This window comes from Mesorhizobium sp. NZP2234 (genome assembly GCF_013170765.1).
Lineage (GTDB): Bacteria > Pseudomonadota > Alphaproteobacteria > Rhizobiales > Rhizobiaceae > Mesorhizobium > Mesorhizobium loti_D.
In genome coordinates this window covers 595,566-622,293 of record NZ_CP033364.1, presented here as the reverse complement: position 1 = coordinate 622,293, position 26,728 = coordinate 595,566, and the positions used below count along the sequence as shown (strand labels likewise).

Sequence of the window (26,728 nt, the reverse complement as noted above, 5' to 3'; positions counted from 1 at the left end):
TCAACCAATGCCCAAAAGGGCAGCGCTTTGATTTAACCTTGCAAACTGCCTATCAGGGTTGGATAAGGCGCACCGTCTCAACGGCCCAGCAAGTCCCTCGGCGCGCGGCCGCCCCTTATCGATCTGCTGCTTCGCCTCTCGGTGTGAGGGCCGCTATTCAACAGAACACTTCCGTTCGCTCCTAGCCACCTTTGCGCATGCAATCCAAATGGCGAGCGCCGCGACAACACCGACAATCCCATCCACGGCATAGTGCCATCCAAGATGAATCGAGCCGAGAAAGATCAACACGGCGTAGGCCAGCATGACATGGCCGAGCCTGCGGTCGAGGGAGTACGCGACCGCCGCAAACAAAGCCGCCTGCGCGTTGTGCATACTGGGCATGGCCGAGATGCCTCCGGGCAGGTCGAACGTGCCGATATGGACCTGCCAAAGAAAATCCTTGGTCAAGGATGAAGACAAAGAATAGTCCGCATCCACCCCGTCGAGATAGTGCATGAGATCGCCATAGGGCGAGGGCGTGCCCGGTACGATTTCCGAGAAGTAACAAGGTCCCGCGGAAGAGAACATTGTTGCCATCACCAAGCCTATCAGGAGCCAGGACATGATCGTCGCCCACCAATAGCGGACACGTATCGGCTCCGGCACGCGCGGACTGGCGAACAGCCCGCCCCAGAACAGGAAGACTACCGGCACCCATGATGAATATGCCACGTCCAAGAGCACGGTCATCCACGGTACGCCGACAACCGGCTGGATGATCTGCCAGGCCTGGTACCCGCCCAAAAGACCTGCATCCCAACGCGAGAAGGTCTCGTCCCATTGGAAAGGGGCCACAACCGGGATCAACATCTTGTTGTAGAGGAAGGCGGCCATGAAGAGAACCAATATGGCGCTGGCGTAGAGAAACCGTGTAAGCGTGTTCGACGTAACCAGGTTTCTCATGCGAGCCGTCGCGAGGCTGACTGGTGATCCGTGACGACCCTGTACGATCGCGCCTGAGCAAGCCCAGATGACAAGGGCGGAACTCAACAACAGAAAGGCTCGCACGACCCGCTCGGCATATTCGAAGACATGGGGCAGGATCGAATCGCCGCTGATTGTTGCGACCACAAAAGTCAGAAAGACGAACGCAAAGATCACTGCGCAGAGCATCGCGTTGCAGCGCCTCGCGTAAGCGAGCCATGCCGGAAGCTGCTTTTCTGGCGCAAGGTCTCGCGTGATTTCGGAAGAAGCCATGAGAACTATATCGAGCGTTCGAACAGGTTTCGCGTTGGCCGGGCACGTATATTCAGAGGAACAGTATGTAGGGGAATTTTCGCTACGAGGCGTCCATCCCAGGAGTGATGCGGTCATTCTTCAAGAGCGCGGAGGTCGACGGTTCGGACACGGCGGTGTCCATCCATGGGAGGGTCAGATGATGCTGCTCGCGCACTAGGCGTCCAGTCCCCCACCAGATCACCGATACCACTACGATCGAGATGTAGCCGTCCACCGCGTAGTGCCATCCAGTGTACACTGACCCGTACATGATCAAGGCAGCGAAGATCCAACCAAGAACGCCAAGCCAGCGGTTGAGGGAGGAAAGGAAATAGGCGTTCAGGGTGGCAAGGGCGACGTGCAGGCTGGGCATGGCCGAGATGCCGCCCCCCAAACCTGCATTTCCTGTCGTGTGCAAGGTCAAAAGATAATCGGCGTATTCTCGGACGATGACGCTGGACTCCAGAGCCGACATGGCCACCCTTAGTTCGTCGAAGCGGTCACTACCGACGAAATAATCGTAGTAGATGGGACCAGCGGACGACAGGAGAAGTGCGAGCAGTGTACCGACGATCGAGATGGTCAACGCAAGCGCCCAGAGATAGCGAATCCGTGCGATCCGATCCGACCACATAGCCACGGAGAGAACCGTTCCAAACCACAGCGCATACCAAAGCACATCGTAGTTCTTGAAGACAAAGAACGCCCATAGATCGTGATCGAGGCGATGCGCCAATTCCCATGGCGCCGCTCCGTGTATCCACTCATCCAGGTCGGCAAGCCATGGATCGGTATAGAACGGAACGATTTTCGGAATCGCGCTCTTGTAGGTGGAAAACGCGGTCATGCCGACGAGGAAGAACAGCAGCACCGGCACGCAACCCCGCCATCGCGTTCGAAGCAGTTCAACGGCGTAGCGCGTCGGTGCCTGGCGGCCGAAAATGAGAGCTGCGCTGCCAACGCCTCCAACCAACAATATCGGAATGGCGACGAGGAATTTTTCGGCGTAGATCTGACTTAGAGCCACGAACGATTGCGGATCAAGGAAGAATGCGGCGAGCACATAGATGCTCACGCAGAATGCCAATCTCACCGACCATTTTGCGGACGGGCTGTACTGGCAGACTTCGGAATTTAAGATCATCATAATTTAACAGTATCTAATATGACGTTTTGCATAAAGTAGTTTGTCGATACTACGTCAATATTACTGATAGATTACTTTAACTCGATCGCAATGCGCGCAGTCGAGATGCGCTTGGCGACGATGAGGCATCGATGCTCCCGCACTGCCGCTCCCCGCAGTCATTTTCTACGTCCCGGCGCTGCCATGTTTAGACGGGAGAGATGGCAGCAAAAGGAAGAAGTTGGGCTGCCACTGTTATGGATCAACCGCAATCCGGAAAAGATACGAGAACAGCCTCTTGCCGAAGGTTTGGCCGGCCATGTATCCGCGACTGGTCTCGATCACTTTGGCGGGCAGCGCAAGCAGCCAAGTGCTGGGACGGGCACGGCGGTCAAAACATAGCCCGGCTTGCCTTGACCTCGCGTGCATACCCCTATCGGCAGAAATGGGGGCAAAAGGTTCTGGTGCAACCAACCTCCTGCGGGGTTCGAGCATGTCTGCTTTCGGGAGGTGGCAAGACTGACCGCGACGGCCGGCATTGGGCGCGAAGCTACCATTGTCAGAGCGGCCTGATCAGCCAGCAGCGTGGTCTGTGCTCTGTCCCCTTCGTCTGTCCCAGAAAATGCCGTCGAGCAGGCCTGAAAAGCACGCGACCTGTCCTGAAGGTTGGGCGCGCGCGTCCGCCTTGAATCTGCAGCCACATAAAGGCGGAAGATCCCAGCGTTGGTTGAACGCGACCGGTGTCGCCTGTCCATGCATAGTCGCGCGGACGTTAAGCGCCGTCAAATTGTGTTAAGCTGGGTAAAATCGCGTCGCTGGCGGGTGTTTGTGCCTTATGGGTGACCGGCATCAATGACGGACGGAATGTGATGAACAAGGTCCTCCTCATCGACGACGATGTCGAGTTGACGACGCTGCTGCAGGAATACCTGGTCGAAGAAGGGTATGACGTCGCGGCAGGCGCGGACGGCGGCACAGCCATTGCCGCGGCCGCGCGCAATGCCGTGGACCTGATCGTGCTCGATATCATGATGCCCCGAATGAACGGGATCGAGATCCTGCGAAGGATCAGGAAGCTGAGCCAGGTTCCCGTGCTGATGCTGACGGCGAGAGGCGATGACATCGACCGGATATCCGGCCTGAACCTCGGTGCCGACGATTATGTGACGAAACCCTGCTCTCCAGGAGAACTCGCGGCCAGGGTGCGCGCGATTCTTCGTCGTGCGAACCAGCCTGCGGCCGGCGCGGCCACCGACACGCTGAGAGCCGGGCGGCTGGTGGTTCAACCAGGCAACAGAACCGCCGAATGGGAGGGGAAGCCGCTGGAGCTTACCGGCACGGAGTTCAGCCTGCTCGAGGTTCTCGCTCGCAATGCCGGCCAGTTGATATCGAAGCAGGACATCTCAAAACGGGCTTTTGGAAAGCCGCTGACCCCGTTCGATCGCCGCATCGACGTCCATATCAGCAGCGTGCGTCAGAAGCTCGGCCTCAGGGAAGATGGACAGTCACGGATAAAGTCTGTTCGCGGTCAGGGCTATCAACTTCTTTTGGATTGACATGCCCCGACTGTTTAAGAAGTTCTTCGTGATAACCTGGCTGACGCTTGCCGCGTCCGTCGCGGTCATTATCCTGACACTCGACTTCTTTGAAACGCTTCCTTCCGCTTCGAGACTGGCACATCAGAAGCAGGAGGTCGTCCTCGAACTGATTGAAAACGTACTGCTCAAGGACGGTGAAGATGCCGCTCGACGCCTTGCCCGCATAAGCGAGGACACGGTACCGGTCGGTCTTATGATCTCCAGGATCGCGGAATCCGGCGCATGCAGCGACAGGAGCACGGCGGAGACAAGAACCGTCCTGAAGGACGGGATTTGCTACCGAATCTCGGTGCCCCAGCAATATAGTGTCATTCTCGACAAGCTTGGTCCGTTCGTACCGGGGTTCGGTATTCTGATTTCGAGCGCGATATCGGCGGCCGCGCTCGCCCGATATCTCATTCGTCCCGTCGTGCACCTGCGCGACGGCCTGAGCGCGCTCGCCCATGGCCATTTCGACATCCGCATCGGGCACAAGATGGCAGGTCGCAAGGACGAGGTCTCGGCGCTCGCGCACGATTTCGATTCCAGCGCCGCGCGGCTGCAGGAACTGCAGGATGCACAGCAGAGACTTTTCCACGACGTGTCGCATGAACTGCGCTCCCCGCTGTCGCGTCTGCAGGCTGTCGGGGGTGTCCTTCGGCAGAGTCCGGCGAAACTCGACGCCATGCTGGACCGCATGGATCGGGAGGTCGAACGGCTCGATGCGCTTGTCGGCGAAGTGCTGACCCTCGCCAGGCTGACGGCCGGTTCCCGTCTCCCATTGAAGACACAGAGGCTGGACGTCATCGATCTTCTGAACGAAATCCTTGGCGACGCGGCGTTTGAAGCCCAGGCCCACGAGGTTTCGATCACCACCAATATCGACGCCAGCTTTCTTGCCGAGGTCGAAGGCGAGCTGATCTACCGGGCGCTGGAAAACGTCATTCGCAACGCCATCAAATACACCGCCGAACATTCGCAGATCACCGTGAAATGCGAGACGACGGACGACCTCCTCAAGGTGTGCGTCGCGGATCAGGGGCCGGGCGTCAAGCGTGACGAACTCGAACGAATCTTCCGGCCATTCTCCCGCGGGAATGACGCGGCGCCGAGAGGCGGGTACGGCCTTGGCCTTGCGATTGCCAGACAGGCTATCGAGTGCCATGGAGGGCGAGTATACGCGTCGCTGCCGGACGTCGGCGGCTTGGCCATCATGCTGGAGATTCCCCGGCAGCCGGCGATGTTCAGTCCGTCGAATGATCGAGGCTGATCGCAAGTTTTACCCATCTTTACACTGCCTTTACGGCCATTAACGCTGGCATCGCTAAAGCTGAGCGGTGACCCCGGTTCTTCAAATGCGAGAAAGCGGACCAATGTCGGTGACCACGGCGGTGTTTCAGCAGGGCAAGAGGATGCGGTTCCTCTGGCTGGCCGCCCCGTTGCTTCTGATGCCGATCCTATTGGTGCAGAGCGCTTGGCCGCCGGAGACTCTTCCTCGCCAAGCCATCGAATTTATGGGGCCCACATTTATCATCATATGTGTCGCCGGGCGGTGCTGGGCATCGCTGTACATAGGCGGACGCAAGAATCTGGAACTCATCACGAACGGCCCTTACAAATACACCCGCAATCCGTTGTACTTCTTTTCTTCCCTGGGTCTTGCCGGCATAGGCTTGACTTTTGGGTCGCTCGCGATCGGGGCCTTCTACTTTTTGTTTGGGTATCTGGTATTCGCCTATGTCTCAGCCCGCGAATCGACTGTTCTGGTAGGATTTTTCGGCGATGCCTACCGGAAATATTGCCGCGAGGTTCCCGCCTTCTTCCCTCGCTTTGGACGAGGCGCCGGCGACGTGGAGCATCGGTTGCTCCCGACGTTCGACCCAGCCGTGCTGAAGCGTACTGCTATCGACGGTTGTTGCTTTCTATTGGCAATCCCCGGCTCCGAGTTGATCGAGTCGCTGCAATTCGCAAATCTCCTTAAGCCCGTGCTCCACCTCTTTTGATGGAAGCTGCCCGCCGGTGAAACGGGTTTCGTCGAGCCTGGCGGTTGCCCAGGCGAGCGAAGACGGCGGCTTGCGATGTTTTACCGAACTTTACACTGCCTTTACCGCCGTTAACGCTGGGGCCGGTAACCCTGAACCCATGATCCCGGTTCAGATGATTTGACAATGATCTTGAAGCTTCGGCAACGTGAAATGCGGTCGCGGGCAATGCTGTGCGTGGCTCTATTCTCATGGTTGTCCGCTTGCACGAGCGTGCCCTTGCGCGAGGGCGCGTCGCTGGGTTCCTACGCCGGAATGAGCCCATCGGGCGGCACCCTCACGAAAGCAAGATTACGTGTGGACTCGGCACCGGTGCTCGCCGCACAGACCGTGCGCATTGTGCCGACCTCGACGCAGATCGGCAGTGGTGGCTTCGATCCCAAGGACCTGGCGCTCGTCACCAACGCGATCGACCGGGCGCTTTGCACCGACCTTGGAGACCGCTTCAGGATCGTGGCCGCGAGCCTGCCGGCGGACCTCGTCGTCCACGCGACGGTCACCGACATCGTTGCGACAAATCGTGCGGCAGCCGCGGGTTCCATCGTCGCGTCGCTCGGCGGCACGGCGGCGGGGCTCGGGGTTCCGATCCCGCGCCTTCCGATCGGCCTCGGCGGTCTGGCCATCGAGGCCGAGGCGGTCGACAAGGATGGTTCGCAGAAAGCATCCATGCTCTGGTCTCGCGGTGCGAACATGATCACGACGAGAGCTCGAGTGTCGGCCGTCGGGGATGCGTACTCCCTCTCTTCGGCTTTCGCCGCCGACTTCAGCCGCATGTTGGTCAAAGGCAAGGACCCGTTCAAGGGAATGCCGGCGATACCATCGATGCAAAGGGTGCGGGCCTCGCTCGGCGGTGATCCGAAATATGATGCCTGCAAGGCGTTCGGAACGGCTCCCGGCATTCCGGGAATGGTCGCCGCCCGATTTGGCCTGCCGCCCACCTGGACCGACAAGGGCGCCGCAGTCTCCCAATAGCGACCGAGAACATATGTCGAGAAGCGGCGCTCTGCTGCGCTTAGAGCAATCTAGATCAGGATGACGGACTGCTTCTGGATGTGCAGCCGAGTGGGAGGTTGATGCTGCTGTTTGTCCGGCGCATTCAATCTTGCAGTTCAAGTCATCACAGCTGGAGGTCCTATCGACAAAATGGGGTGATCCGGTGCCTATTTGAGCCTGCCGCATTCAAGATGATGGGACGCTGATTGAACCACTTGCTCGCTGAATTCGATGTCGGGTTACTGTTGACATTCGGTGCCCTGCTCAAAGGCAAGAACGTCACCCATGCCGCGACGCGATTGAACATCACACAGTCGGCGCGTCTGATGCGGCTGCGGCAGTTGCTGGGGGACCCGCTCTTCATCCCCTCCACCTCGGGGCGAGGCATGGTCGCGTCGCGATGCATCCGGCGGCACTTCGGTCGAGGCCCATGAGGTCGCCATCCAGCGCATGATCGCGGCCGGCGCGAATATGGTGACGTGGCTGGCGGTGGCTTCGGAATGGCAGCGCGACTGGGCACGGACAGAGCATGCCGCCGAGCTTTCGGAGCTGCTTGTGCAGCATGCGGCCGGCAGTGGCATCGCCTTCCTTTGGGAACAACAACTGTTCAACACGCCGGCTCCAAGCGCCGCCGGCTGGTCTCTGCCGGGCGGGATCACGAGCGGCTGACCGCTCGCCGGCCGGCGTCATCCCTTTCCAGCATGGCCGCCGTCCATGTAGGGCGGCGGCCATGCCCACCACTGCCACCCGCGACCAAGCCTGGCCATTTACCGCCTTGGGGAGAGGACTATGAAGATGTCGATGCAGGTTTGCCTATCGGACACGCGGCCTACGGATCGCACCGCCGATGACCGCCCTCACAGCAACAGGGCGCTGGTGCTGGATGCGATGACGTCGCTGTTCCAGCGTCACGACGTCTCGGCGGTTGGAAGCCTCTACGCCGACGACGACCTCCAGCACAATCCGAACATTCCGCGGGGTCGCGATGGGGTGCAGGCTATCGTCGAGACTCTGTCACCTTCCGTCTATTACCAGCCGGGCCTGATCGTCGCCGAGGGTGATCTGGTCGCCATCCATGGCCGTATCCGCGGCTGGGCTGACGAGCCTCGGATTGGGGTTGGTATCTTCCGGGTCGAGGGCGGCAAACTCGCCGAGCACTGGGACTCGTTGCAGAACGAGGTGCCGGTAAGCACAGGCGTTGCCGGCCTCTCGATGTTCGATCCTGAGGACGGTGCCAGCCATGCCGGATAAGATCATGGCTGACCGGGCGACAAAGACCAGATGTCCCTTCCTATGCCTCACTGGGCTTTTCCATGTCGCCGCTCGGCCGCGGCGGTGCCCGGGCTCTCGGCTCCGTGCCGGTCTTCAAGTCCGGAAGAGGCCTCCCTCATCGATAGTCAAGCTCGGGCAATAGCGGCCCTTGAATTCACGCCCTCAAGCAAGGCGAGCAGGCCTTTCAGAATCTCGATGGGCGGTGGCGGGCAGCCTGGAATGTGCAGATCGACTGGCAACGCCTCCGACACTCCGCCCACCACGGCGTAGCTGCCGGCGAAACAGCCGCCGTTTAGGGCGCAATCGCCGAGCGCGACCACCCATTTGGGGTTGGGAGTCGCGTCGTAGGTCCGCTTCAAGGCGTCGCGCATGTTCTTGGTCACCGGCCCGGTGACAAGCAGGACATCGGCATGGCGCGGCGATGCGACGAACCGGATTCCAAAACGCTCGATATCGTAGAAAGCGTTGTTGAGCGCGTGCATCTCGAGTTCGCAACCGTTGCAGGAACCGGCATCGACTGCCCGGATCGACAGGCTTCGCCCCAATCTTCTGTGAGCAACCCCATTGAGGGCGCGTGCGAGCTCGTCAACAGCCGCGTCGCTTACCCGCGGCGGACGCTCGGTCAGCGGCGGGCGTATCAGGCTTTCAAAGAGGAGCTTGCGCATGATGGCTTGCCTTGGACCCTTAGAGGTCGTGTCCAGAATACGAGCAGTTGAACGACTTGTTGCATAGCGGGAAGTCGGCGACGATGTTGCCTTCGATGGCCGCTTCCAGCAGCGGCCATTGAAACCATGACGGATCGCGCAGGTGACAGCGCTCGATCAGGCCGCTTTTACCAATGCGCAGCCAGGCCAGAATGTCGCCCCGGAAACCCTCGACGAGCGCCATGCCTTCATGCGGGCCGCCTGTCCGTGCAAAGTCGACACGGATCGGTCCGCCCGGCAGCTGGCGCAGGATTTGCTCGACCAGGGACAAGCTCTGTTCGACCTCGTGAATGCGAATCCAGACACGGGCGTTCACGTCGCCTTCCTGGAGGAGAGGCACATTGAAGTTGAGCGCGTCATACGGAGGATAGGCCAGACTGCGTCGCGCGTCGAAGTCCCGGCCGGAGGCCCGGCCGACATACCCTCCGGCGCGATATTGCCGAGCGAGCTCCACCCTCAGCCGCCCAGTTGCGACTGTCCGATCCTGCAGCGAAGCGGTGTTGTCGTAGAGCTCCACCAGCGCCGGAAACCGCTGCCTGATCTCCGCGATCAGGGACCGGATCGCTGTCGTCCCCTCGTCGTTCAGGTCGATCGCCACTCCTCCAGGCACGACGCGGTCGCGCATCAAACGATGGCCGAAGGCGGCATCGCTTGCCCGCAATACGCGCTCGCGCAGGACGCCGCAGTGGGCGTGCATGAGTGCGAAGGCGGCGTCGTTGCAGATAGCGCCGATGTCGCCCAGATGGTTGGCCAGACGCTCCAGCTCGGCCATGAGCGCTCGCAGCCAGACCGAGCGCGCGGGAACCTCGATACCCAGGGCCGCTTCGACCGCGCGGCAAAAAGCGAGGGCGTATGCCACGGTACTGTCGCCAGAGGTCCTGCCCGCCAGCTTGGCGGCAAGGTCGATATCGGACCCAGCCATCAAGCCTTCCATGCCCTTGTGCGTGTAGCCTAGCCGTTCCTCCAGCCGAACAACGGTTTCGCCGCTCGCTGTAAATCGAAAATGCCCTGGCTCGATGATGCCGGCATGCACGGGCCCGACCGGGATCTGATGCAGGCTTTCCCCCTCCACAGGCAGGAATTGGTAGGGGGGCGCCGCCGCAGCGGCGGTCTGGACGCGGGCACTCAACGGAAAGCTGACGCCCCAGTGGCCATGATCAAGCCACCGTCGCGTATCGGGCGCGCCTTGCGGCAAGAGGCCGAACAGGTCCGCGACCGCACGTTCAAGGCGGAGTGCCGGCGGATGCAGCAGGCCGACCGACGGGTAGCGGCCATCCGGACACAGCAGGCTGACAACGCCGATGTCCCCGACGGCCTCGTCGAGCAGTGCCATGTGGACGGTGCCTGGCTCGCCCCAAAGCCCGAGCAGGCTCCAGTGGCCCTCGGCCAGTTGCTCGACGGCAAAGCTCCATTCTTTCGAAGTCACCACCGCGCGCGGCCACGGGAGATGGTTGTCGACACCCTCGGCGGCAAGGATGAGGTCGGTCAGTGCGGGCATGTTTCTTCTCCCGTACGCTTCATCCCAGAAGGTTGGCGACATGCTGGAACCATATGACCAGCGGTGGTGGCAGATAGATGCCGGCGGCAAACACAAGCGCCAGGTGGGAATACATCGGAACGTAGGACGCCTCGGCGGGCGCGGTGCTGCCTCGCGGTTCGTCGAAAGCGATGCCGGTCAACCGAAGCAGCAGGGCACCGAAAGCCAGCAGAATCCCGAATACCAGGGGAATCGCCAGAAGGGGGTGCCTTGCGAATGTCGAACTCACGACCAGGAATTCGCTCATGAAGATGCCGAGCGGAGGCAGGCCGGCAATGGCAACGACGCCGATGACAAGCGCCCAGCCCAGCCCCGGATGCGTTTCCGTCAGCCCCCGGATCTCGGCGATGTTCTGTGTTCCCTTGATCTGGGCGATGTGGCCGACCGTGAAAAAGATCGCCGACTTGGTCAGGCTGTGCATGACCATGTGCAGCAGCCCGGCAAAATTGGCGAGCGGGCCACCCATGCCGAAAGCGAACACGATGATGCCCATGTGCTCGATGGAGGAGTACGCGAACAGACGTTTGATGTCGCGGCGGCGGTAGAGCATGAAGGCCGCGAAGATGAGGGAGGTGAGCCCCATCGTGATCATCAGTGGCCCAGGCGCGATCGCGTCCGGGCTGGCCGCGAGCAGCAGCTTGAAGCGCAGCACCGCATAGAGCGCGACATTGAGGAGCAGTCCCGACAACACCGCTGAAATCGGCGTCGGGCCTTCCGCGTGCGCGTCGGGCAGCCAGGCATGCAAGGGCGCAAGACCAACCTTCGTCCCATAGCCGAGCAGCAGGAAGACGAAGGCGACGTTCAGCAACGCCGGGTCGAAGCGCGCCGCGTGCTCGACAAGCACTGTCCAGACCATGGCATTCGTGCCTTCGCCGACAATCGGCTGCGCGGCCATGTAGACGAGGATGGTGCCGAAGAGGGCAAGCGCAATGCCGACGCTGCCGAGTATGAAATACTTCCAGGCCGCCTCCAGCGCCTCGTGCGTGCGATAGATGCCGACCATGAGCACGGTGGTCAGCGTGGCAAGTTCCACGGCCACCCACATCAACCCGATATTGTTCGACACGAATGCCAGATTCATGCCGAACATCATGATCTGGTACATTGCGTGATAGAATCGCAAATTCGTCGCCGTCAGCCGTCCCGTATCCAGTTCGTGCGCAATGTAGGAGGCGCTGAACACGCTGGTCGTGAAGCCGACGAACGTGTTGAGCACGATGAAAACGATATTGAGATCGTCGACGAGCAAATACTGACCGGGCTGCGGCCGATCCGTGAAGAGAAGCGATACCGCGGCGAGCAAGGTCAGCAAGCTCGCGGCGACATTGAGGCCAGCCGTTATCCGATAATTCGGCAGCGCCGCCAGAAGCGCGGCCGCGACGACTGGTATCAGCAAAATGGCGGCCACCGCATCGAGGGAAAACGCGGTCAACGATGTTCTCCCCTGTAGTCGTCGAGCGCGCCGACATCGACCGAGTCGAACCTCTCGCGGATGCGGAACAGGAAGACGCCGATGACGATGAAGGCGATGAGGATCGAGAAGGCGACACTGATCTCGACGACCAGCGGCATGCCCTTGGCGCCCGTGGCGGCAAGGACCAGGCCGTTCTCGAGCGACATGAATCCCACCACCTGGCTGACGGCATTCCGCCGGGTGACCATCACCAGGAGTCCCAGCAGTATTATGGACAGCGCGAAGGCCAGGTCCTCGCGGGCGAGGGGGGCGGCGTAGGGGGTGACCCTCAGCATCAGCACCATGGACAGGGTCACCAGCCCTATTCCCGCGAGCATGGTCGAACCGATCCCGACCGCCGTCTCGATATCGCGATGGATGCCGAGCCGCTGAATGATGCGATGAAGCCCGACGGGAATGACGATCGCCTTGAAAATGAGGGCTATCGCCGCCGTGACGTAGAGATGATGCGCGTCCTGAATGTAGGCCTGCCAAGCCACCGACAGGGCGAGTACGATGGCATGAATCGCAAAAACGTTGATCAGTGCAAAGAGGCGATCCTGGTAGAGCATCATGAAACTGACCAGCACCAGGCCACCGGCCAGCAGATGAGCGATGTCGAAGGTGAGGCCGTTCATCAGAGGCTCCTCGAGACGAACCGCAGGAGCGTAGCAAGCAGGGCCAGCATGAGCGCTGCTCCGAGGAAATCCGGGACGCGGAAGACACGCATCTTGGCGATGGCAGTCTCGAACAAGGCGAGGAGAACGCCGCTCGCGGCAAGCTTGCAGATATAGAAAATGACGCCCAGAACATAGGCCCAGGGCCCCGCCCCGGCGGTCACGAGCCCCCAGGGAACGAAGACACAGGAAATCAGCGAGACGTAGAGCAGAAGCTTCAGGAAGGCCGCGAAATCGATCATCGCCAGATGGCGACCAGAATATTCCAGGACCATCGCCTCGTGGATCATGGTCAGCTCCAGATGCGTCGCCGGGTTGTCCACCGGCACACGGGCATTTTCCGCGATTGCCACCATGACGAGAGCGATCAGTGACATTCCGAGCGATACCCGCAGGCCAACCTGCGGCGAGCCCATGAAAGCCGCCACCGTGGACAGTTGCGTCGCTCCGGCAACGAGTGCCAGGCTGAACACGATCAGAAGCATGGCGGGCTCGGCCAGGGAAGCGATCATCACCTCGCGGCTGGCGCCGATGCCGCCAAAGCTCGTGCCGACGTCCATCGCCGCCAGCGCAAGGAAGAACCTTGCGCTTCCAAGCAGCGCCACGATCGCTATGAGATCGGCGGTCCAACTGAACTCGAGGCCGGTGGCGAATGTCGGTATGAGCGCGGCGGCGACCCAGGTGAAGGCGAAGATCAGGTAGGGTATGACGCGAAACAGCCAGGATGCATTGTCGGCCAGAACGACCTCCTTGCGCATGAGCCGCAAGAGATCGCGATAGGGCTGGATGAGAGGCGGGCCCTGGCGCCGCAACAGCCTTGCCTTCACCTTGCGGACGAAGCCGGTCAGGAGCGGTGCCAGCAAAAGCACCAGCCACATCTGCGCGCCCTGAATGGCCAACTCAAGGATCAGGGCCATAGTGCGAGCACCAAAAGCAGGACAATGAGAAAGAGAAATACAAGGGTCAGGTAGCGCCTGATCGTCAGGAACTGCAGATGGTTCAGGTGGTCGGTCGCAAAGTCGAGGGCCTTGCCTATGGGCTGATAGAGCGTCTCCCAGATCACGTCATGGATTTCCAGATTGAAGCGGGCCGGACCGGTATCGCCGGGTGCCGGCACTTCGACCCTTTCAGTCGCGCGGAACACGAATGCGCCGAAGACCCGGCGGACAGGCTGTGCGAAGCTGACGCTCGTGTACTGCGAGCCTGGGACGGCATCCGCGAAGCCACAACCCCAGGCGGGACCGCGACGGAGTGCGTGCGAGGCGAAGCGATGGATGACATAGACCGCGGCGGATGCGGAAATGACGATGAATACAAACACCAGCAGGCCGTTGTAGGAACTGCGGCTCTCGGCGATTGGCGCGATCGAAAGCCAAGGTTGCGCCATCTGCACCGGCATGCGGCTGCCGATGAGCGAAAGCGTCACGGGGGAAAGGCCATCTATGACAAAGCCGGGCAGAATGCCGGCCAGGAGACAAAGAGCCGCCAGGGTGAACATTGCCGCTAGCGAGTAGCGGTCGACCTCATGCGCCGGTTCCACTGCGGCCGAGCGTGGCCGGCCGAGGAATGTAATCCCGAACGCTTTCACGAAGCAGGCAGCGGCCAAGGCCGCCGAGAGCGCCAGTAAACCGCCAACGGCGGGCACCATGACCTTCAGCCCCCATTGTGGGAGATCGGGACTTTGCAATACGGCCTGGAAGGCCAGCCATTCGGAGACGAAGCCGTTGAAGGGCGGAAGCGCCGAGATCGCCACGCAGCCGACGAGAAAGGCAAAACTGGTCAACGGCATACGGTGGATGAGACCGCCCAGTTTCTCCATGTCCCGCTCGCCGGTTGCCGTCAGTACCGCGCCCGCGCCGAAAAACAGCAGGCTCTTGAAAAAGGAATGGTTGAGGACGTGAAACAGCGCGGCGGTGAGCGCCAGCGCCGCGGCCGACGGCATGGCGTTCGCCTTGAAGGCCAGGGCAAGGCCAAGGCTGATGAAGATGACGCCGACGTTTTCGATGGTGCTATAGGCAAGAAGCCGCTTCAGGTCCTTTTCCATCAAGGCGCAGAGAATGCCGAGAACGGCCGTCAGGCCGCCCAGGAAAAGCACCACAACGCCCGACCACCATGCCGGCTCGCCGAGCAGGTCGAAAATGACGCGTATGAAGCCGTAGATGGCGACCTTCGTCATGACGCCGCTCATCAGAGCCGAGACGTGGCTTGGCGCGGCCGGGTGAGCGAGTGGCAGCCACACGTGCAGCGGTACCAGGCCAGCCTTGGAGCCGGCTCCCAAAAGCATCAGGGCCAGGACGAAAGCAGCGACGAGCGGGGTGGAGGCGGCGGGACGCATCGCTTCGAACGTGTAGTTTCCGTTCGGGCCGGCCAGCAGGCTGAACGCAAGCAGCAGCGCGAGCGTGCCGAAGCTCGCCATCACGAGATAGATGTAGCCCGCTCTCGCATTGTCCTGCTCGCGATGGTGCGCCATGACGAGCGCCCAGGAAGCCAGCGACATGAATTCCCAGGAAAGCAGGAAGGTGAAGGCGTCGTCCGCCAGCACGACCAGATTCATCCCGGCGAGGAAGGCGGGGAAGAACGGCAGCACCCGATGCGGCGCGGACTCATGCCTGCCGTAGCCGAGGCCGTAAAGACTGGCCATGGCGCCGCCGAAATTGACGACGACGAGGAAAAGGGTCGAGAGCGCGTCCAAGCGGAAATGGGCGCCAATCCATGGCAACCCAAGCGGCAGCGCGGCGGTCGACGGGTTTAGGGGATCATCGGCGATACGGTTCGCGAGAACCAGGAGCACGGCCACCGATATGCCTAGCGTCAGGCTGTAGATCAGGCGTGTTCCCGAGCCCGATGCGCGGCTTGACGCAATCGCAAGCACCGCGGTTCCCAGGAGCGCGGCAACGCCCCACAGGAGGACCGCGGCCCCCGAAATCACGCCACACTCCTCACGGGGACCTTGGCGTCCGTATCGACCCCGCCCAGAATTCTGGCGGGATCGAAATCTGCTTTCAGCCGCACGCCACGCCCGCCGATTTGGCTGGAGGCGCCTTCAGAAATCAACTCGACGCCGGCGAGGTCAAGCGCGCCGATCAGCTTCATCAGGGAATCCACATTGCCCCGGATAATCGACTCGCTGGCTTCCATACGTTGAATTGTCGGCACCGAAAGGCCGGACAATTCGGCAAGCCTGCGCTGGTCGATGCCAAGGAGCGCCCTTGCGGCACGCAACTGTGGAGCAGTTATCACGGTCGCATCCCCTTTTCGATCAGCTTTGACGTATTATCTCTAAGCGCTGCAGCGTATATTAAAATGCAGAGTATTCAAATAATGATGCGTGACGCATCTATCTTGAAGTTGTAGAAAACCGGGAGATGCGAGTTGGGAGGCGCTGAGCCTCGCCGATTGGTTGCCCTGCGACTGCGAAGCGCGGCGCGCTGCAAGATGACGGGCGAACCACTAGGCTCCGCATGAAGGGGCCAACGGACGGAAAACCAGCCGAGCGGCGGATTTAGGAATTGGCTGTGATGACAGGGTCATGATCCGGGTTGCGAAATATCATACCGATTTCGGCAGCATCGAGGTTCTGCGGGCCAAGGACTCCGGTTCGTTCATCTATCGCCAAGGTGGCTGCTATCAAAGCGAATGCGATCCGAACGGCGTCAGTGTCGTGCCCTACATACACGCCATCTTTGGTCTCCTCGCGCAGGCGCGGGTGTCCGATGTCCTGATGATCGGTTGTGGCGGTGGCAGCCTGGGCACGATGCTGGATAGGGTTGGCGTGCGTGTTACGGTCGTCGACATCAATCCAAAGGCTTTCCAGATCGCCCGGAAATACTTTGGGTTACCTCCTGGAGTTCACTGCTGCATCTCCGACGGGAGGGATTTCTTGCGCGCTGGCCGTCACCGCTACGACGCTATCGTTCTGGACGCATATTCGGGGCGGCGCATCCCGGATCATTTGTGCGCCGAGACATTCTTCGGCTTGGCGCAGACGCGTCTCAAGAATTCTTCCGGTATTCTGATCGGCAACGTTCATGCCTGTCATGACCTCGACATCATGCCGGATCGCGTTGCTGCAAAGCTCGCCAATATCTGGGCGGATGTGAAACTGCTCGATATCCGCGGCGCTCAGGATCGCAACGCACTCGTCATGGCGGGCAAGGTACGGGACCTCGTCCAGCCGGTGCTGATGATGCCGCCGTCAGTCGGAGCCGAGGAGATCGAACAGGAGCTTGGGCTCCAGGCGTTCAGGCCTTGGCATGTGCCACGACGGGCCTAGAGCAATTGGAGGAAAAGTGTGAACGGTTTTCCCGGGGAGGCGCGTAGCGCTTTTCCCAGGGAATTGCGCCAGCCCCGTCGAGCTACTGCCAGAGCCGCTTCATGCGGATAGACACATCTTCCAGGACCGGCATCGAGGCCAGCACAAGGAGAATGGCGGCGAGAAACAATGTCGCCGCAAAGCCGATGTGTTTGAAACCCACAGCGCCGATGACGCCACCGATGAAGAACAATGCCACGAGCGACGCAAGCAGTCTCAGCTTTCTCCGGTCTGCCTTCACGAACAGTCTGTCCGAGTCATTGCCTGAGATATTCCAGTAAAGCAGCTTGCCGAGTTCGATGCCCATGTCCGTCACCAGGCCCGTGACATGCGTCGTCCGGATTCTGGCTTCCGATAGCTTGGTGATGATGGCGTTCTGTAATCCCATGATGAAGCAAAGCAGCATCACCGTCATTGGCACGAACAGCGCTTCATGACGCGCAAGATGGCCGCCGAGCAGACCGAAACAGATCAGCAGGATCGCTTCCAGGACAAGCGGGAATGCGTACTCGCCCTGTAGGCCCTGCCGCCTTCCCCAGTTGACCAGGATTGCCGAACAGGCCGCGCCTGCGACAAACGACAACAAGGCCCCCAACCCGGAAAGCGCCAGTCCGACGTCGCCGAGCGCCAGATGGTCCGCCATCGACGAAACGATGCCGGACATGTGGGACGTGTACTGCTGAACCGCCAGGAAGCCGCCGGCGTTGGCGGCTCCCGCGATGAACGTCAGGAAGCGGGCGAGATGCCGATCGGTTCTTTCGTTTCGTTCCTTTCCGGTCAACCGGCGCAGATACAGGATCATGAGCGAACCTTGCCTTTCCAAGCGGAAAAGCAGGACCGCAAGCTGATGTGCCGGGAAAGGCTCATTGAGTGTTTCTGGAGAAGGAAAGACAAAGGGGGCGGTGAATGCGTGGCGTCGACGCCGTGCTTTGCAGGGCCTAGTCTGGTTTGCCCGGCAGCGTGTCTGGATGGCGAAACCTGACACCACGGCCGCCATCGTTGCTACGCACATGTTCGCTGAGAAGCTCGACGCCGGCGCGGTTGAGCGCGTTGATCACCTTCATCAAGCTATCGACAACGCCTCGCACATTGCCCTGGCTGGCTTCCATTCGTTGGATCGTCGGCAGCGAGACGCTCGCCATTTCCGCCAGGGTTTTCTGGTCGATGTCGAGAAGGGCTCGGGCGGCACGAAGCTGGGAAGCTGTGATCATAGGGGCATCAGCGTATGAGAAATGATACTCAACATGGTATCATTGACGTATTAAACATCAATACAAAGCGAAAAAATATTAATCGGCCCTTGGCACGATGGAGCTCGGCAATTATCGTGTCCGCATGACTCAACGCTACGAACCTTTTCAGGAGCCGACAGGCACCTGGGCCGTCAATGATGCTTGGACCGGTCGGCCCGCGGAGATGGGCAGCCGAACCATCGTTGGAATGAATCAGCACGATGCCGAGGAACTGGCCGATCTCCTCAACGGGTTGAATGCACAAAGGCAGGAAGCGAAATCATGAAGGTCAAGGACAGCAACGGCACTCCGCTGAGCGAAGGAGATTCCGTCACGCTCATCAAGGATCTCAAGGTCAAGGGAACGTCCGTTACCCTGAAACGCGGAACGCTGATCAAGAACATCCATCTCACGGGCAACGAGGATGAGGTCGAGTGTCGGGCCGAGAAGGTCAAGAACCTGGTTCTGCGGACAGAGTTCCTGAAAAAGGCGTAGGATGTGGTGCTACGCCTGCCGCGGATGTTGCGCGATCCTGTCGAGCTTGCCGTTCTGGGGTCAGGCGTCGTGCGCGAGCTGCACTACCGGATACCGGTCGGCCCACAAGGCGGTCCGATGATCGCGGCCCTGCAGCAGGCAGGCACCTCCGGCGGATCGTGTAAAGCCTCGAAAAGTGTGAACGGTTTTCCCGGGAGAAGCGCGTAACGCTTTCCCGGGGAATTGCGTCCAAGGGCTTTCGAGCGGCCGATATGGCCCTCAAGACGAAGGCACACGCGGCTCCTCCACGAGATAAAACCGGTCCTTCGGCGAGAAATCCGTCACCAGGAACGAGAACGAGGCGGTTTCGAGCGGGTCGACCTTGCCTTTGCGGAACAGCAGCCGGTCATAGGGTTCGAAGTCGCGTTTGAATTCGGCGAAGCTGTCGGACTTGATCATCTTGTCCTCGCGCTGCGCCTGGTCGAAGGACAGCCCGTCGCCATAGTCGCTCGGCCTGTCCATGATCGATTGCAGCTCGAAGCCGAATTCGATCCAGGCATCGCCGCTGTTGTTGCGAGTGACGATCTTCAGCGGCAGATAGCCGGTCGCGTAGTTGCCCGTCGTTCCGAAAGGCTGGATCGGCCTTACGGCGCGTATGGTCAGCGTCACCGGGTCGGCGGTCTCCAGTTCCTCGGTCACCACGATCGGATCGGTGCGCGTTCCGGTGCCCGTGGCCGACAGGATCCTGAAACCGCCCAGTTCATCCGAGAATGAGTAGGCGCCGGCTTCGAGGATTTTTGCGCCATCGGCCAGGGCGCGCGGACAGGTCGCGGCCAGCAAAGCCGCACACACCCGCACACAGCGCAAGCCTGGACGCGTCATGGCTGGAGTATGGACGACAATTGGCCAGCCGCAAACTGCCCGGCCCCGTGCCGGAATGATGGTGCCCCTATACGCGCGCCTGATGGAGGTCGTCAGGGTCTGCATACCGATGCAGCGGTCAAGCAGGAGGCATAGGCCTCATACAGATCGCAAATCAAAATCTACTATTTTTATAGAATTAACAAAAATTGGCCGCCGGCCCCTCGGGAACGATACGTCAATTTCCCCGCCTGTCTCGGAAAGGGATGGCGTTTTCTTTGTTTCCGCGGTCCGCGGTGCGACGCTTCGACCACCAAACGAGAGGGTCGAAATGAGCAGTACTGCCGACAAGAGAACAATCCCGGTGCTGGATTTTTCCCGATACGAAGCCGACCCGGTTTCCCGCAAGGAATTCATCGAGGGGTTGCGGCGCGCGGCACGCGATGTCGGCTTCTTCTACCTGACCGGACATGGCATCCCGCAATCGCTTATCGACGATGTGCTCCACGCCTCCCGACGTTTCTTCGCCTTGCCGGACGAAGACAAGCTCCAGATCGAAATGGTGAACTCGCCGCATTTCCGCGGCTACAACCGCGTCGGCCAGGAACTGACCAAGGGCGAGAGGGACTGGCGCGAACAGATCGACATCGGCTCGGAAGCGCCGGCGCTGGTGCGCGATGGCAATCTGCCGGCCTGGACGCGCCTGCAGGGGCCGAACCAGTGGCCGAGCGCCTTGCCGGAGCTCAAGCCGCTGCTGCTGGAATGGCAGGATCGCCTCACCGATCTTTCGACGCGCCTGCTGAAGGCATTCGCCATTGTCCTGGAGCAGGACGAGAACGCGTTCGAAACCATCTACGCCGGCACGCCGAACCACCTCATCAAGATCATTCGCTATCCCGGCCGGGACTCGACCGAAAGCGAGCAGGGCGTCGGCGCCCACAAGGACAGCGGCTTCCTGACGCTTCTGCTGCAGGAAAAGCAGAAAGGCCTGCAGGTCGAAGCCGCCGAAGGCGGCTGGATCGACGCCGAGCCGCGCGCCGGCACCTTTGTCGTCAACATTGGCGAGTTGCTGGAAATGGCGACGGATGGTTATCTGAAGGCCACCGTGCACCGGGTCGTGACGCCGCCGGCCGGCACCGACCGGCTGTCGGTCGCCTTCTTCCTTGGTGCTCCCTTCGATGCCGAGATCCCGCTGCTTGATCTTGCGCCGCACCTCAAGGCGCAGGCGAGCGGCGTTACCCGTGACCCCCAGAATCCGCTCTACCGCAACTCCGGGCAGAACGCGCTGAAAAGCCGGCTGCGCTCGCATCCCGATGTCGCGCGCCGCCACCATGCCGATCTCATTGCCACTCAGGCTCGCGCCGAAGTCGCGCCCTTTGCCTGACGGCACCAATAGCACAGGAGGAACGATCCATGACGCTCGAAAATCTCTCCCCCGAGACCCTCGCCCTCCATGGCGGTTCGTGGCGCGCCGATCCCACCAACGGTGCGGTCGCCGTGCCCATTTACCAGACCACGTCCTATCAGTTCCAGGACACCGGCCATGCCGACCGCCTTTTCGCGCTCGATGAGATCGGCCACATCTATACGCGCGTCTCGAACCCGACCCAGGACGCCTTGGAGACCCGTATCGCGGCGCTGGAAGGCGGTGCGGCGGCCCTGCTGCTCTCCTCCGGCCAGGCGGCCTCGGCCTATTCGGTGCTGAACCTTGCCGGCGCGGGTGACAACATCGTCTCGGCCACAGATCTCTATGGCGGCACCTGGGCGTTGTTTGCCGCCACGCTGAAGCATCTGGGGGTCGAGGTCCGCTTCGTCGATCCGTCAGATCCCGAAAACTTCCGCCGCGCCACCGACGGACGCACCCGCGCCTACTATGCGGAATCGCTGCCCAACCCGAAGCTGCAGGTCTTCCCGATCAAGGAAGTGGCCGACATCGGCCGCTCGCTCGGCGTGCCGCTGATCGTCGACAACACCGCGGCACCCCTCAGCATCCGGCCATTTGATCATGGCGCCGCGGTCGTCGTCTATTCGGCGACAAAATACATTGGCGGCCATGGCACCTCGATCGGCGGCATCGTCATCGATGGCGGCAATTTTCCCTGGGAAGACCATGCCGAGCGCTTCCCGACGCTGAACCAGCCCGATCCGAGCTATCACGGCAAGGTCTGGGTCGAGGCGGCCAAGCCGCTCGGTCCGGTGGCCTATGTGCTTCGCATTCGCACCGTGCTCCTGCGCGACGTCGGCGCCGCGATCAGCCCGTTCAATGCCTTCCAGCTGTTGCAGGGCCTTGAGACGCTGCCGCTGCGCATCCGCCAGCACAATGAGAACGCCGTGAAGGTGGCGGAATATCTGCGCGGACATCCGAAGGTCGGCAATGTCATCTTCCCGCGCTACCAGACAGGCGAGAGCAAGCGGCGCGCCGATGCCTATTTCCGGCAAGGCAGCTACGGCGCGTTGGTCGGCTTCGAACTGAAGGACGGCCGCGAGGCGGGACGGTCCTTCATCAACGGATTGAAGCTGCTCTACCACGTCGCCAACATCGGCGACGCGCGCTCCCTGGCCATCCATCCGTCGACCACGACCCACTCGCAGCTGTCTCCGGAAGAGCAGCTCGCCACCGGCGTGACCCCCGGCTACGTCAGGCTCTCCATCGGCATCGAACATCCCGACGACATCATCCGCGACCTCGAACAGGCGCTCGACCAGGTCGCCGGGGATCGTGAGCTCAAGGCCGCATAGGCATTCCGCCGGTGACAGTTTGCCGGCTTCAGCTTCAGCCCATCACAGGAGGGGATCATGACCACAGGCAGGAAGACAATATCGGGAATTTCGCGGCGCGGCGTGCTGCGCGCCGCTGGCGCGCTTGGCGTCGGCGCAGCGGCGGTGGGCTTGCTCGCGAGGCCGACGAGCTACGCCATCGCCGGCAATGCGACCAAGGTGCGTTTGTCATGGACCGAATTCGCGGCCTGCCATTCGCCGATCGCATTTGCTCTGTCGAAGGGCATCTACGCCAAGCACGATCTCGACATCGATCTCTACTATCAGGGCGCCAGTGGCCAGACGCTGATCCAGTCGATCGCCACCAACAAGACGGATGCCGGCGCTGGCCTGCTCTATGACTGGGTCAAGCCGCTGGAGCAGGGGCTGGACGTCAAGCTCTTCGTCGGCTCGCATGGCGGCTGCACCAGGCTGCTGGCGTCGAAGGCTTCGGGCGTCACCACGCTCGAGGGCCTGAAGGGCAAGACCATCGTCTCCTATGATGTCGCCAGTCCGCCGAAGCACTCCTTCCAGGTCGCACTCGCCAAGGCCGGCCTCGACCCCAACAACGACGTCAACTGGACCAACGTGCCGTTCGACCTCGTCGGCGAGACGGTGGGCAAAGGCCAGGCCGACGCGCTGGCGCATCTCGATCCATGGGCCTATGCCCATAAGAAGAAGTTCGATCTGGTGGAGGTCGCCAACACGCAAACCGGAGCCTTCGAGGGCGCGGTCTGTTGCGTGCTCGGTGTCAATTCGGCCTTCCTCGATGCCAACAAGGATGCCATCCGGCGGCTGGCCGAGGCCGATATCGAGATCCACGAATACGCCGCGGCGCATCCGGACGAAGTCGCCAAGTGGTTCGTCGACAATCTCAACCCCGGTTTCCCGTTCGAGAATATCCGCGACGAGATCGCCTCCTGGGTGCTGCACAATCACCCGGTCGGGAAGGACCTGCAGGGTCAGGTCAAGAATGCCGCAGCCGATCTGGCGCTGATCAAGGTGCTCGATCCAACCACCGATCCGGCGGAACTCGCCCAGCGGGTGACGGTCGACATTCTCGCCTGACGGAACCCGCGTGATGAGTGCAGCGGTCGACAAGGATGCAACCGGTAAAAGCGTTTCGTCCGCCTTTGCCGGTCCCGTGTGGAAACAGGGGCTCTACGCGGCCGCGGCCTGGCTGCTCGCCGCCATTGTGACAGTGGCATTCCCCGATGTCGTGCCGTGGGGCAGCCGCGACGTCTTTGTCGCGCTGCTGGTCGCGGGGGCGGTCGTGCTGGCCGGCCTCGCCTTCGGCGCCGAAAAGCTCGGCGGCTTCGGCCGGGGATTGATCCACTATGGCCCGTGGCTGATCGCGCTCGGCCTCTGGTTCGCGGCCTGGGAGCTGATCACGGCCAAGCTCGGCTGGCTGCCGAAGCCGTTCTTCTCGCCGCCCCATGGTCTGCTGCATGTCTATATCGTTGACTGGCAGCGCATCCTCATCTGCATCGCCTATACCGCGCGGCTGTGGACGATCGGCTTCTTCAGCGGCATCGTCCTCGGTTTCATCGGCGGCGTGGCGCTCGGCTGGTCGAAGCGCTTTGCCTACTGGGGCATGCCCATCCTGAAGCTGATCGGTCCGGTACCGGCAAGCGCCTGGATCCCGGCGACGTTCTTCCTGTTCCCGACGACGTTCCAGGCCAGCCTGTTCCTGGTCGCCCTTGCATCCGGAATACCGGTCGCGATCCTGACCGCCTCCGGTGTCAACTCGGTCAGCCGTGCCTTCTACGACGTGGCGCGCACCCTGGGCGCCAGCACCCGTTATCTCGTGCTGCGCGTGGCGATACCCGCCGCTTTGCCGCACGTCTTCGTCGGCCTGTTCATGGGACTCTATTATTCGTTCGCCGTTCTGGTGGTGGCCGAAATGCTCGGCGCCAAATACGGCCTGGGCTGGTACCTGCAGTTCCAGACCGCCTATTCGGCCTATGCCAATGTCTACGCCATGCTGATCATCATGGCGTTGCTCTGCTCGGGCCTGGTCAAGCTGCTGTTCGTCGTGCGCGACCGGCTGCTCGGCTGGCAGAAGGGGGTGGTGCAATGGTAGCAGCCGCCGCAGTTCGCGCCGCATCCGAGAACGCCGCCGGTCTCGCCGTCGATTTTCGGGGTGTCTCGCATCAATACGATCTCGATAGGCAGCCCTTGCCGGTACTGCGGCAGATCGACCTGGCCGTGGCACCGGGTGAATTCGTGGCGCTTCTTGGCCCATCCGGCTGCGGCAAGTCGACCTTGCTGCGGCTGGCCGCAGGGCTGGAAAGGCCGACAAGCGGCGACGTGCTGACGGACGCGACAATCGTCGCTCGGCCGGATCCGTCGCGGGTGCTTGTGTTCCAGGATCCGACCTTGTTTCCGTGGCGGACCGTCCGCGACAATGTAGCCATTGGGCCGGAAGCGCGCGGCGTGCTGGCCGGCAGCCAGAAGCGGATCGACGACGCGCTTCGCCTGGTCAAGCTGGATGCCTTCGCATCGGCCTTTCCGCATCAGCTGTCCGGCGGCATGGCGCAACGCGCCGCACTGGCGCGTGCCCTGGTCAACGACCCGCGCCTGCTGCTGCTCGACGAGCCGTTGGGACGGCTGGATTCGCTCACCCGGCTGACCATGCAGGAAGAGCTTTTGTCGCTCTGGCGCGAGGCCGGCTACACGGTCATCCTCGTCACGCACGATGTCGAGGAGGCGTTGCTGCTCAGCGAGCGCGTCATTGTGCTGACCGAGCGCCCGGCGCGCATCAAGGCGGAGGTCGTGGTCGACCTGCCCTATCCGCGGCGGCGCGACGATCCGCGCATCGTCGCCCAGCGCCAGCACATCCTGGAGATACTCGGGTTCTCCGCATGAGCGAGAAGGCTTCGGTTCGAAAATCGGTTTCGCTGCGCTGGCTGGAGGCGGTGGGAATTGCGCTGACGCTCGTCGCCCTTGTCTGGTGGGCGATCGTCTATGCGCAGGTCATGTCGAACACCGGCTTTCCGGTTGAACGCACGCTGCCATGCCTGCTGCGGACGTCGGACCGCTGTTCGCTCGCCATGTCGCTGTGCAAGAGCTGGCACTTCCTCGGCATCAAGCGCTACTCGCCGGAACTGCTGTGGGCCGGAGCAATCGTTTCCAGTCTCGCGCTTCTGCTGGGCAGCTTCATGCAAAATCCGGGACAGGGAAAATAAGCAGTTCGAGCGCGTCTTTCCCGCGATGATCCGTTCGCAGGCAGCCGGTGCGCATTCGCCGCCAATGTCTATTTTCGAAGCAAACTGCTTTCCCGGCAGGCAAAAAATTGGATTGCCGTTCCTTAGTCTACAAAAATTATAGAGTTAACTTCGGGCCAGTCGAACAGGGCGGGGGACGTTCCGCCAGCGGCTGATGGCAACAAAATCGCAGGAGTGACATACATGACGACAACAACGCGGTCCGGTGCCCGTTGGAGGACGGCGCTAGCCACAACGCTCATGGTCGCGGTGGGACTGTTCTCGACATCGACCCACGCTGGCCCGACCCTCGAAAAGATCAAGGCGCGTGGCTCCATCAAGGTCGGCGTCGGCACCACACCCGGCTTCTTCTCGCCGGACAGCAATGGCCGTTGGCAGGGATTCTTCGCCGACTACGGCCGCGCCCTGGCGATCACCGTCTTCGGCGATCCAGAGAAGGTGGAGTTCACCAATTCCTCGCCGCAGCAGCGCCTGCCGGCGCTTCAGTCGGGCGAATTCGACATCCTGCTGTCGGGCGTGACGGTGACGATCACGCGCGCTTTCCAGCTCGGCTTCCATTTCGGCCCGACCGTCTTCTATGACGGGCAAGGCATCCTGGTGCGCAAGGACCTTGGCGTGACCAAGGCCGCCGACCTCGACGGCGCCACGATCGGCGTCCAGAGCGGCACGACCGGCGAATTGAACATCGCCGATTTCTTCCGCAAGACCGGCAAGAAGTTCACCCCGGTGACGATCGAGGACACCAGCGAGTTCATCAACGCGCTGGAGTCGGGACGTGTCGACGCCATCACGCAGGACTCGTCCGACCTGGTCGGCAAGCGCACGCAGCTGAAGAAGCCTGACGACTACATCATCCTGCCCGAGCGTCTGTCGAAGGAGCCGCTCGCACCGGCGATCGCCGGCGGCGATGACCGCTGGCTGGAAATCGTCAACTGGACGGTCAATGCCACCATCCAGGCCGAGGAATGGGGCATCACCAGCAAGAACATCGACGACTTCCTCAAGTCGCCGGATCCGGCCATCCAGCGCTTCCTCGGCGTAGATCCCTCACTCGCGCAAGCCATCGGCCTCGATCCGAAATGGGCCTACAACATCATCAAGACCGTCGGCAATTACGGCGAAATCTACGACCGCAACCTGAAGCCCCTCGGCTGGGAGCGTGGTTACAACAGCCTGTGGACCAATGGTGGCCTGCTCTACTCGCCGCCGTTCCGCTAAGGCCTT

The 26,728-nt window shown here is 61.5% G+C and carries 27 protein-coding genes and 3 pseudogenes; 18 read left to right on the top strand and 12 right to left on the bottom strand.

Annotation, left to right across the window (positions count from 1 at the left end; translation table 11 throughout):
* Positions 1–153: 153 nt before the first annotated feature.
* Positions 154–1,239, bottom strand: a complete 1,086-nt coding sequence (locus EB230_RS02870) for a phosphatase PAP2 family protein (protein ID WP_172371279.1) — start codon at positions 1,237–1,239, stop codon at positions 154–156.
* A gap of 82 nt (positions 1,240–1,321) precedes the next feature.
* Complete coding sequence (locus EB230_RS02865; protein ID WP_244494012.1) at positions 1,322–2,335, bottom strand: phosphatase PAP2 family protein; 1,014 nt, start codon at positions 2,333–2,335, stop codon at positions 1,322–1,324.
* 920 nt (positions 2,336–3,255) lie between these two features.
* Here EB230_RS02865 and EB230_RS02860 point away from each other — a divergent pair.
* From EB230_RS02860 to EB230_RS02830, 7 genes and pseudogenes are all read left to right on the top strand, one after another.
* Positions 3,256–3,942, top strand: coding sequence for a response regulator (locus tag EB230_RS02860; protein WP_172371268.1), 687 nt, complete (start codon positions 3,256–3,258; stop codon positions 3,940–3,942).
* A 1-nt stretch (position 3,943) separates the two neighbouring features.
* Positions 3,944–5,233, top strand: a complete 1,290-nt coding sequence (locus EB230_RS02855; RefSeq protein ID WP_056568655.1) for an ATP-binding protein — start codon at positions 3,944–3,946, stop codon at positions 5,231–5,233.
* A gap of 103 nt (positions 5,234–5,336) precedes the next feature.
* Positions 5,337–5,966: an isoprenylcysteine carboxylmethyltransferase family protein gene (locus EB230_RS02850; RefSeq protein WP_172371266.1), complete on the top strand. Its 630-nt coding sequence runs from the start codon at positions 5,337–5,339 to the stop codon at positions 5,964–5,966.
* 165 nt (positions 5,967–6,131) lie between these two features.
* Positions 6,132–6,977, top strand: a complete 846-nt coding sequence (locus EB230_RS02845; RefSeq protein ID WP_172371264.1) for a DUF3313 domain-containing protein — start codon at positions 6,132–6,134, stop codon at positions 6,975–6,977.
* A 227-nt stretch (positions 6,978–7,204) separates the two neighbouring features.
* Positions 7,205–7,432, top strand: coding sequence for a LysR family transcriptional regulator (locus EB230_RS32535; RefSeq protein ID WP_172371262.1), 228 nt, complete (start codon positions 7,205–7,207; stop codon positions 7,430–7,432).
* Positions 7,398–7,667 (top strand): annotated as a pseudogene (locus EB230_RS02835) (hypothetical protein); the annotation flags it as partial. The gene EB230_RS32535 and the pseudogene EB230_RS02835, both read left to right, overlap by 35 nt.
* 120 nt (positions 7,668–7,787) lie before the next feature.
* Positions 7,788–8,249 carry a nuclear transport factor 2 family protein gene (locus EB230_RS02830; protein WP_172371260.1) on the top strand — a complete coding sequence of 154 codons (462 nt, stop codon included), beginning with the start codon at positions 7,788–7,790 and terminating at the stop codon, positions 8,247–8,249.
* A gap of 146 nt (positions 8,250–8,395) precedes the next feature.
* Here EB230_RS02830 and EB230_RS02825 read toward each other — a convergent pair whose 3' ends face one another.
* The 7 genes from EB230_RS02825 to EB230_RS02795 are packed head-to-tail and all read right to left on the bottom strand — an operon-like array spanning position 8,396 to position 15,881.
* On the bottom strand, positions 8,396–8,935 hold the full coding sequence (locus tag EB230_RS02825; protein WP_056568671.1) for an NADH-quinone oxidoreductase subunit B family protein: 540 nt from the start codon (positions 8,933–8,935) through the stop codon (positions 8,396–8,398).
* Between the two features lie 19 nt (positions 8,936–8,954).
* Positions 8,955–10,472: an NADH-quinone oxidoreductase subunit C gene (locus tag EB230_RS02820; RefSeq protein ID WP_172371258.1), complete on the bottom strand. Its 1,518-nt coding sequence runs from the start codon at positions 10,470–10,472 to the stop codon at positions 8,955–8,957.
* Between the two features lie 19 nt (positions 10,473–10,491).
* Positions 10,492–11,943 (bottom strand): hydrogenase 4 subunit F, encoded by a 1,452-nt coding sequence (locus EB230_RS02815; protein WP_172371256.1) that lies wholly within the window; start codon positions 11,941–11,943, stop codon positions 10,492–10,494.
* Positions 11,940–12,602, bottom strand: a complete 663-nt coding sequence (locus EB230_RS02810; RefSeq protein ID WP_056568680.1) for a hypothetical protein — start codon at positions 12,600–12,602, stop codon at positions 11,940–11,942. The genes EB230_RS02815 and EB230_RS02810 overlap by 4 nt, the downstream gene beginning before the upstream one ends.
* On the bottom strand, positions 12,602–13,558 hold the full coding sequence (locus tag EB230_RS02805; protein WP_056568683.1) for an NADH-quinone oxidoreductase subunit H: 957 nt from the start codon (positions 13,556–13,558) through the stop codon (positions 12,602–12,604). The genes EB230_RS02810 and EB230_RS02805 overlap by 1 nt, the downstream gene beginning before the upstream one ends.
* Complete coding sequence (hyfB, locus tag EB230_RS02800; protein WP_172374969.1) at positions 13,549–15,567, bottom strand: hydrogenase 4 subunit B; 2,019 nt, start codon at positions 15,565–15,567, stop codon at positions 13,549–13,551. The genes EB230_RS02805 and hyfB overlap by 10 nt, the downstream gene beginning before the upstream one ends.
* Positions 15,567–15,881 carry a helix-turn-helix transcriptional regulator gene (locus EB230_RS02795; RefSeq protein WP_056568687.1) on the bottom strand — a complete coding sequence of 105 codons (315 nt, stop codon included), beginning with the start codon at positions 15,879–15,881 and terminating at the stop codon, positions 15,567–15,569. The genes hyfB and EB230_RS02795 overlap by 1 nt, the downstream gene beginning before the upstream one ends.
* A 289-nt stretch (positions 15,882–16,170) precedes the next feature.
* On the opposite strand from EB230_RS02795, the gene EB230_RS02790 reads away from it, so the two are divergent.
* Positions 16,171–16,914 (top strand): fused MFS/spermidine synthase, encoded by a 744-nt coding sequence (locus EB230_RS02790; protein ID WP_056568690.1) that lies wholly within the window; start codon positions 16,171–16,173, stop codon positions 16,912–16,914.
* A 100-nt stretch (positions 16,915–17,014) separates the two neighbouring features.
* On the opposite strand, the pseudogene EB230_RS02785 reads toward EB230_RS02790, so the two are convergent.
* Together EB230_RS02785 and EB230_RS02780 are read right to left on the bottom strand one after the other, a co-directional pair.
* A pseudogene (locus tag EB230_RS02785) lies at positions 17,015–17,755 on the bottom strand (YoaK family protein); the annotation flags it as partial.
* A 136-nt stretch (positions 17,756–17,891) separates the two neighbouring features.
* Positions 17,892–18,164 (bottom strand): helix-turn-helix transcriptional regulator, encoded by a 273-nt coding sequence (locus EB230_RS02780; RefSeq protein WP_056568693.1) that lies wholly within the window; start codon positions 18,162–18,164, stop codon positions 17,892–17,894.
* Between the two features lie 97 nt (positions 18,165–18,261).
* On the opposite strand from EB230_RS02780, the gene EB230_RS02775 reads away from it, so the two are divergent.
* The 3 genes and pseudogenes from EB230_RS02775 to EB230_RS32530 form a co-directional block, all read left to right on the top strand.
* Positions 18,262–18,471: a hypothetical protein gene (locus tag EB230_RS02775; RefSeq protein ID WP_081294961.1), complete on the top strand. Its 210-nt coding sequence runs from the start codon at positions 18,262–18,264 to the stop codon at positions 18,469–18,471.
* Complete coding sequence (locus EB230_RS02770; protein WP_056568696.1) at positions 18,468–18,680, top strand: alkylphosphonate utilization protein; 213 nt, start codon at positions 18,468–18,470, stop codon at positions 18,678–18,680. Before EB230_RS02775 ends, EB230_RS02770 begins: the two co-directional genes overlap by 4 nt.
* A pseudogene (locus tag EB230_RS32530) lies at positions 18,681–18,833 on the top strand (AraC family transcriptional regulator N-terminal domain-containing protein); the annotation flags it as partial.
* Positions 18,834–18,938: 105 nt separating this feature from the next.
* On the opposite strand, the gene EB230_RS02765 reads toward EB230_RS32530, so the two are convergent.
* On the bottom strand, positions 18,939–19,541 hold the full coding sequence (locus tag EB230_RS02765; RefSeq protein WP_172371254.1) for a hypothetical protein: 603 nt from the start codon (positions 19,539–19,541) through the stop codon (positions 18,939–18,941).
* A gap of 310 nt (positions 19,542–19,851) precedes the next feature.
* Between EB230_RS02765 and EB230_RS02760 the strand changes: the two genes are divergently transcribed.
* From EB230_RS02760 to EB230_RS02730, 7 genes are all read left to right on the top strand, one after another.
* A complete protein-coding gene (locus tag EB230_RS02760) occupies positions 19,852–20,904 on the top strand; it encodes a 2-oxoglutarate and iron-dependent oxygenase domain-containing protein (protein ID WP_056568702.1) in 1,053 nt (350 codons plus the stop codon).
* A gap of 29 nt (positions 20,905–20,933) precedes the next feature.
* Entirely contained in the window at positions 20,934–22,259 is a 1,326-nt protein-coding gene (locus EB230_RS02755; RefSeq protein ID WP_172371252.1) for a PLP-dependent transferase, read from the top strand.
* A gap of 57 nt (positions 22,260–22,316) precedes the next feature.
* Entirely contained in the window at positions 22,317–23,345 is a 1,029-nt protein-coding gene (locus EB230_RS02750; protein WP_056568708.1) for an ABC transporter substrate-binding protein, read from the top strand.
* Positions 23,346–23,358: 13 nt separating this feature from the next.
* Entirely contained in the window at positions 23,359–24,360 is a 1,002-nt protein-coding gene (locus EB230_RS02745; RefSeq protein ID WP_056568711.1) for an ABC transporter permease subunit, read from the top strand.
* Positions 24,354–25,145 (top strand): ABC transporter ATP-binding protein, encoded by a 792-nt coding sequence (locus EB230_RS02740; RefSeq protein ID WP_056568714.1) that lies wholly within the window; start codon positions 24,354–24,356, stop codon positions 25,143–25,145. The genes EB230_RS02745 and EB230_RS02740 overlap by 7 nt, the downstream gene beginning before the upstream one ends.
* Entirely contained in the window at positions 25,142–25,465 is a 324-nt protein-coding gene (locus tag EB230_RS02735) for a hypothetical protein (protein ID WP_056568717.1), read from the top strand. The genes EB230_RS02740 and EB230_RS02735 overlap by 4 nt, the downstream gene beginning before the upstream one ends.
* Before the next feature lie 222 nt (positions 25,466–25,687).
* Positions 25,688–26,722, top strand: a complete 1,035-nt coding sequence (locus EB230_RS02730; protein WP_056568720.1) for an amino acid ABC transporter substrate-binding protein — start codon at positions 25,688–25,690, stop codon at positions 26,720–26,722.
* The last annotated feature ends 6 nt before the right edge of the window (positions 26,723–26,728 follow it).

Excerpts from the sequence above, each read along its gene's own strand:
- EB230_RS02765 (WP_172371254.1), bottom strand. The coding sequence starts at position 19,541 with ATGACGCGTCCAGGCTTGCGCTGTGTGCGGGTGTGTGCGGCTTTGCTG.
- EB230_RS02790 (WP_056568690.1), top strand. The coding sequence starts at position 16,171 with ATGATCCGGGTTGCGAAATATCATACCGATTTCGGCAGCATCGAGGTT.
- EB230_RS02755 (WP_172371252.1), top strand. The coding sequence starts at position 20,934 with ATGACGCTCGAAAATCTCTCCCCCGAGACCCTCGCCCTCCATGGCGGT.
- EB230_RS02860 (WP_172371268.1), top strand. The coding sequence starts at position 3,256 with ATGAACAAGGTCCTCCTCATCGACGACGATGTCGAGTTGACGACGCTG.
- EB230_RS02830 (WP_172371260.1), top strand. The coding sequence starts at position 7,788 with ATGAAGATGTCGATGCAGGTTTGCCTATCGGACACGCGGCCTACGGAT.
- EB230_RS02770 (WP_056568696.1), top strand. The coding sequence starts at position 18,468 with ATGAAGGTCAAGGACAGCAACGGCACTCCGCTGAGCGAAGGAGATTCC.
- EB230_RS02730 (WP_056568720.1), top strand. The coding sequence starts at position 25,688 with ATGACGACAACAACGCGGTCCGGTGCCCGTTGGAGGACGGCGCTAGCC.
- EB230_RS02745 (WP_056568711.1), top strand. The coding sequence starts at position 23,359 with ATGAGTGCAGCGGTCGACAAGGATGCAACCGGTAAAAGCGTTTCGTCC.
- EB230_RS02825 (WP_056568671.1), bottom strand. The coding sequence starts at position 8,935 with ATGCGCAAGCTCCTCTTTGAAAGCCTGATACGCCCGCCGCTGACCGAG.
- EB230_RS02805 (WP_056568683.1), bottom strand. The coding sequence starts at position 13,558 with ATGGCCCTGATCCTTGAGTTGGCCATTCAGGGCGCGCAGATGTGGCTG.
- EB230_RS02780 (WP_056568693.1), bottom strand. The coding sequence starts at position 18,164 with ATGATCACAGCTTCCCAGCTTCGTGCCGCCCGAGCCCTTCTCGACATC.
- EB230_RS02735 (WP_056568717.1), top strand. The coding sequence starts at position 25,142 with ATGAGCGAGAAGGCTTCGGTTCGAAAATCGGTTTCGCTGCGCTGGCTG.
- EB230_RS02775 (WP_081294961.1), top strand. The coding sequence starts at position 18,262 with ATGGAGCTCGGCAATTATCGTGTCCGCATGACTCAACGCTACGAACCT.
- EB230_RS02810 (WP_056568680.1), bottom strand. The coding sequence starts at position 12,602 with ATGAACGGCCTCACCTTCGACATCGCTCATCTGCTGGCCGGTGGCCTG.
- EB230_RS02870 (WP_172371279.1), bottom strand. The coding sequence starts at position 1,239 with ATGGCTTCTTCCGAAATCACGCGAGACCTTGCGCCAGAAAAGCAGCTT.
- EB230_RS02820 (WP_172371258.1), bottom strand. The coding sequence starts at position 10,472 with ATGCCCGCACTGACCGACCTCATCCTTGCCGCCGAGGGTGTCGACAAC.
- EB230_RS02760 (WP_056568702.1), top strand. The coding sequence starts at position 19,852 with ATGAGCAGTACTGCCGACAAGAGAACAATCCCGGTGCTGGATTTTTCC.
- EB230_RS02855 (WP_056568655.1), top strand. The coding sequence starts at position 3,944 with ATGCCCCGACTGTTTAAGAAGTTCTTCGTGATAACCTGGCTGACGCTT.
- EB230_RS02845 (WP_172371264.1), top strand. The coding sequence starts at position 6,132 with ATGATCTTGAAGCTTCGGCAACGTGAAATGCGGTCGCGGGCAATGCTG.
- EB230_RS02750 (WP_056568708.1), top strand. The coding sequence starts at position 22,317 with ATGACCACAGGCAGGAAGACAATATCGGGAATTTCGCGGCGCGGCGTG.
- EB230_RS02740 (WP_056568714.1), top strand. The coding sequence starts at position 24,354 with ATGGTAGCAGCCGCCGCAGTTCGCGCCGCATCCGAGAACGCCGCCGGT.
- EB230_RS02850 (WP_172371266.1), top strand. The coding sequence starts at position 5,337 with ATGTCGGTGACCACGGCGGTGTTTCAGCAGGGCAAGAGGATGCGGTTC.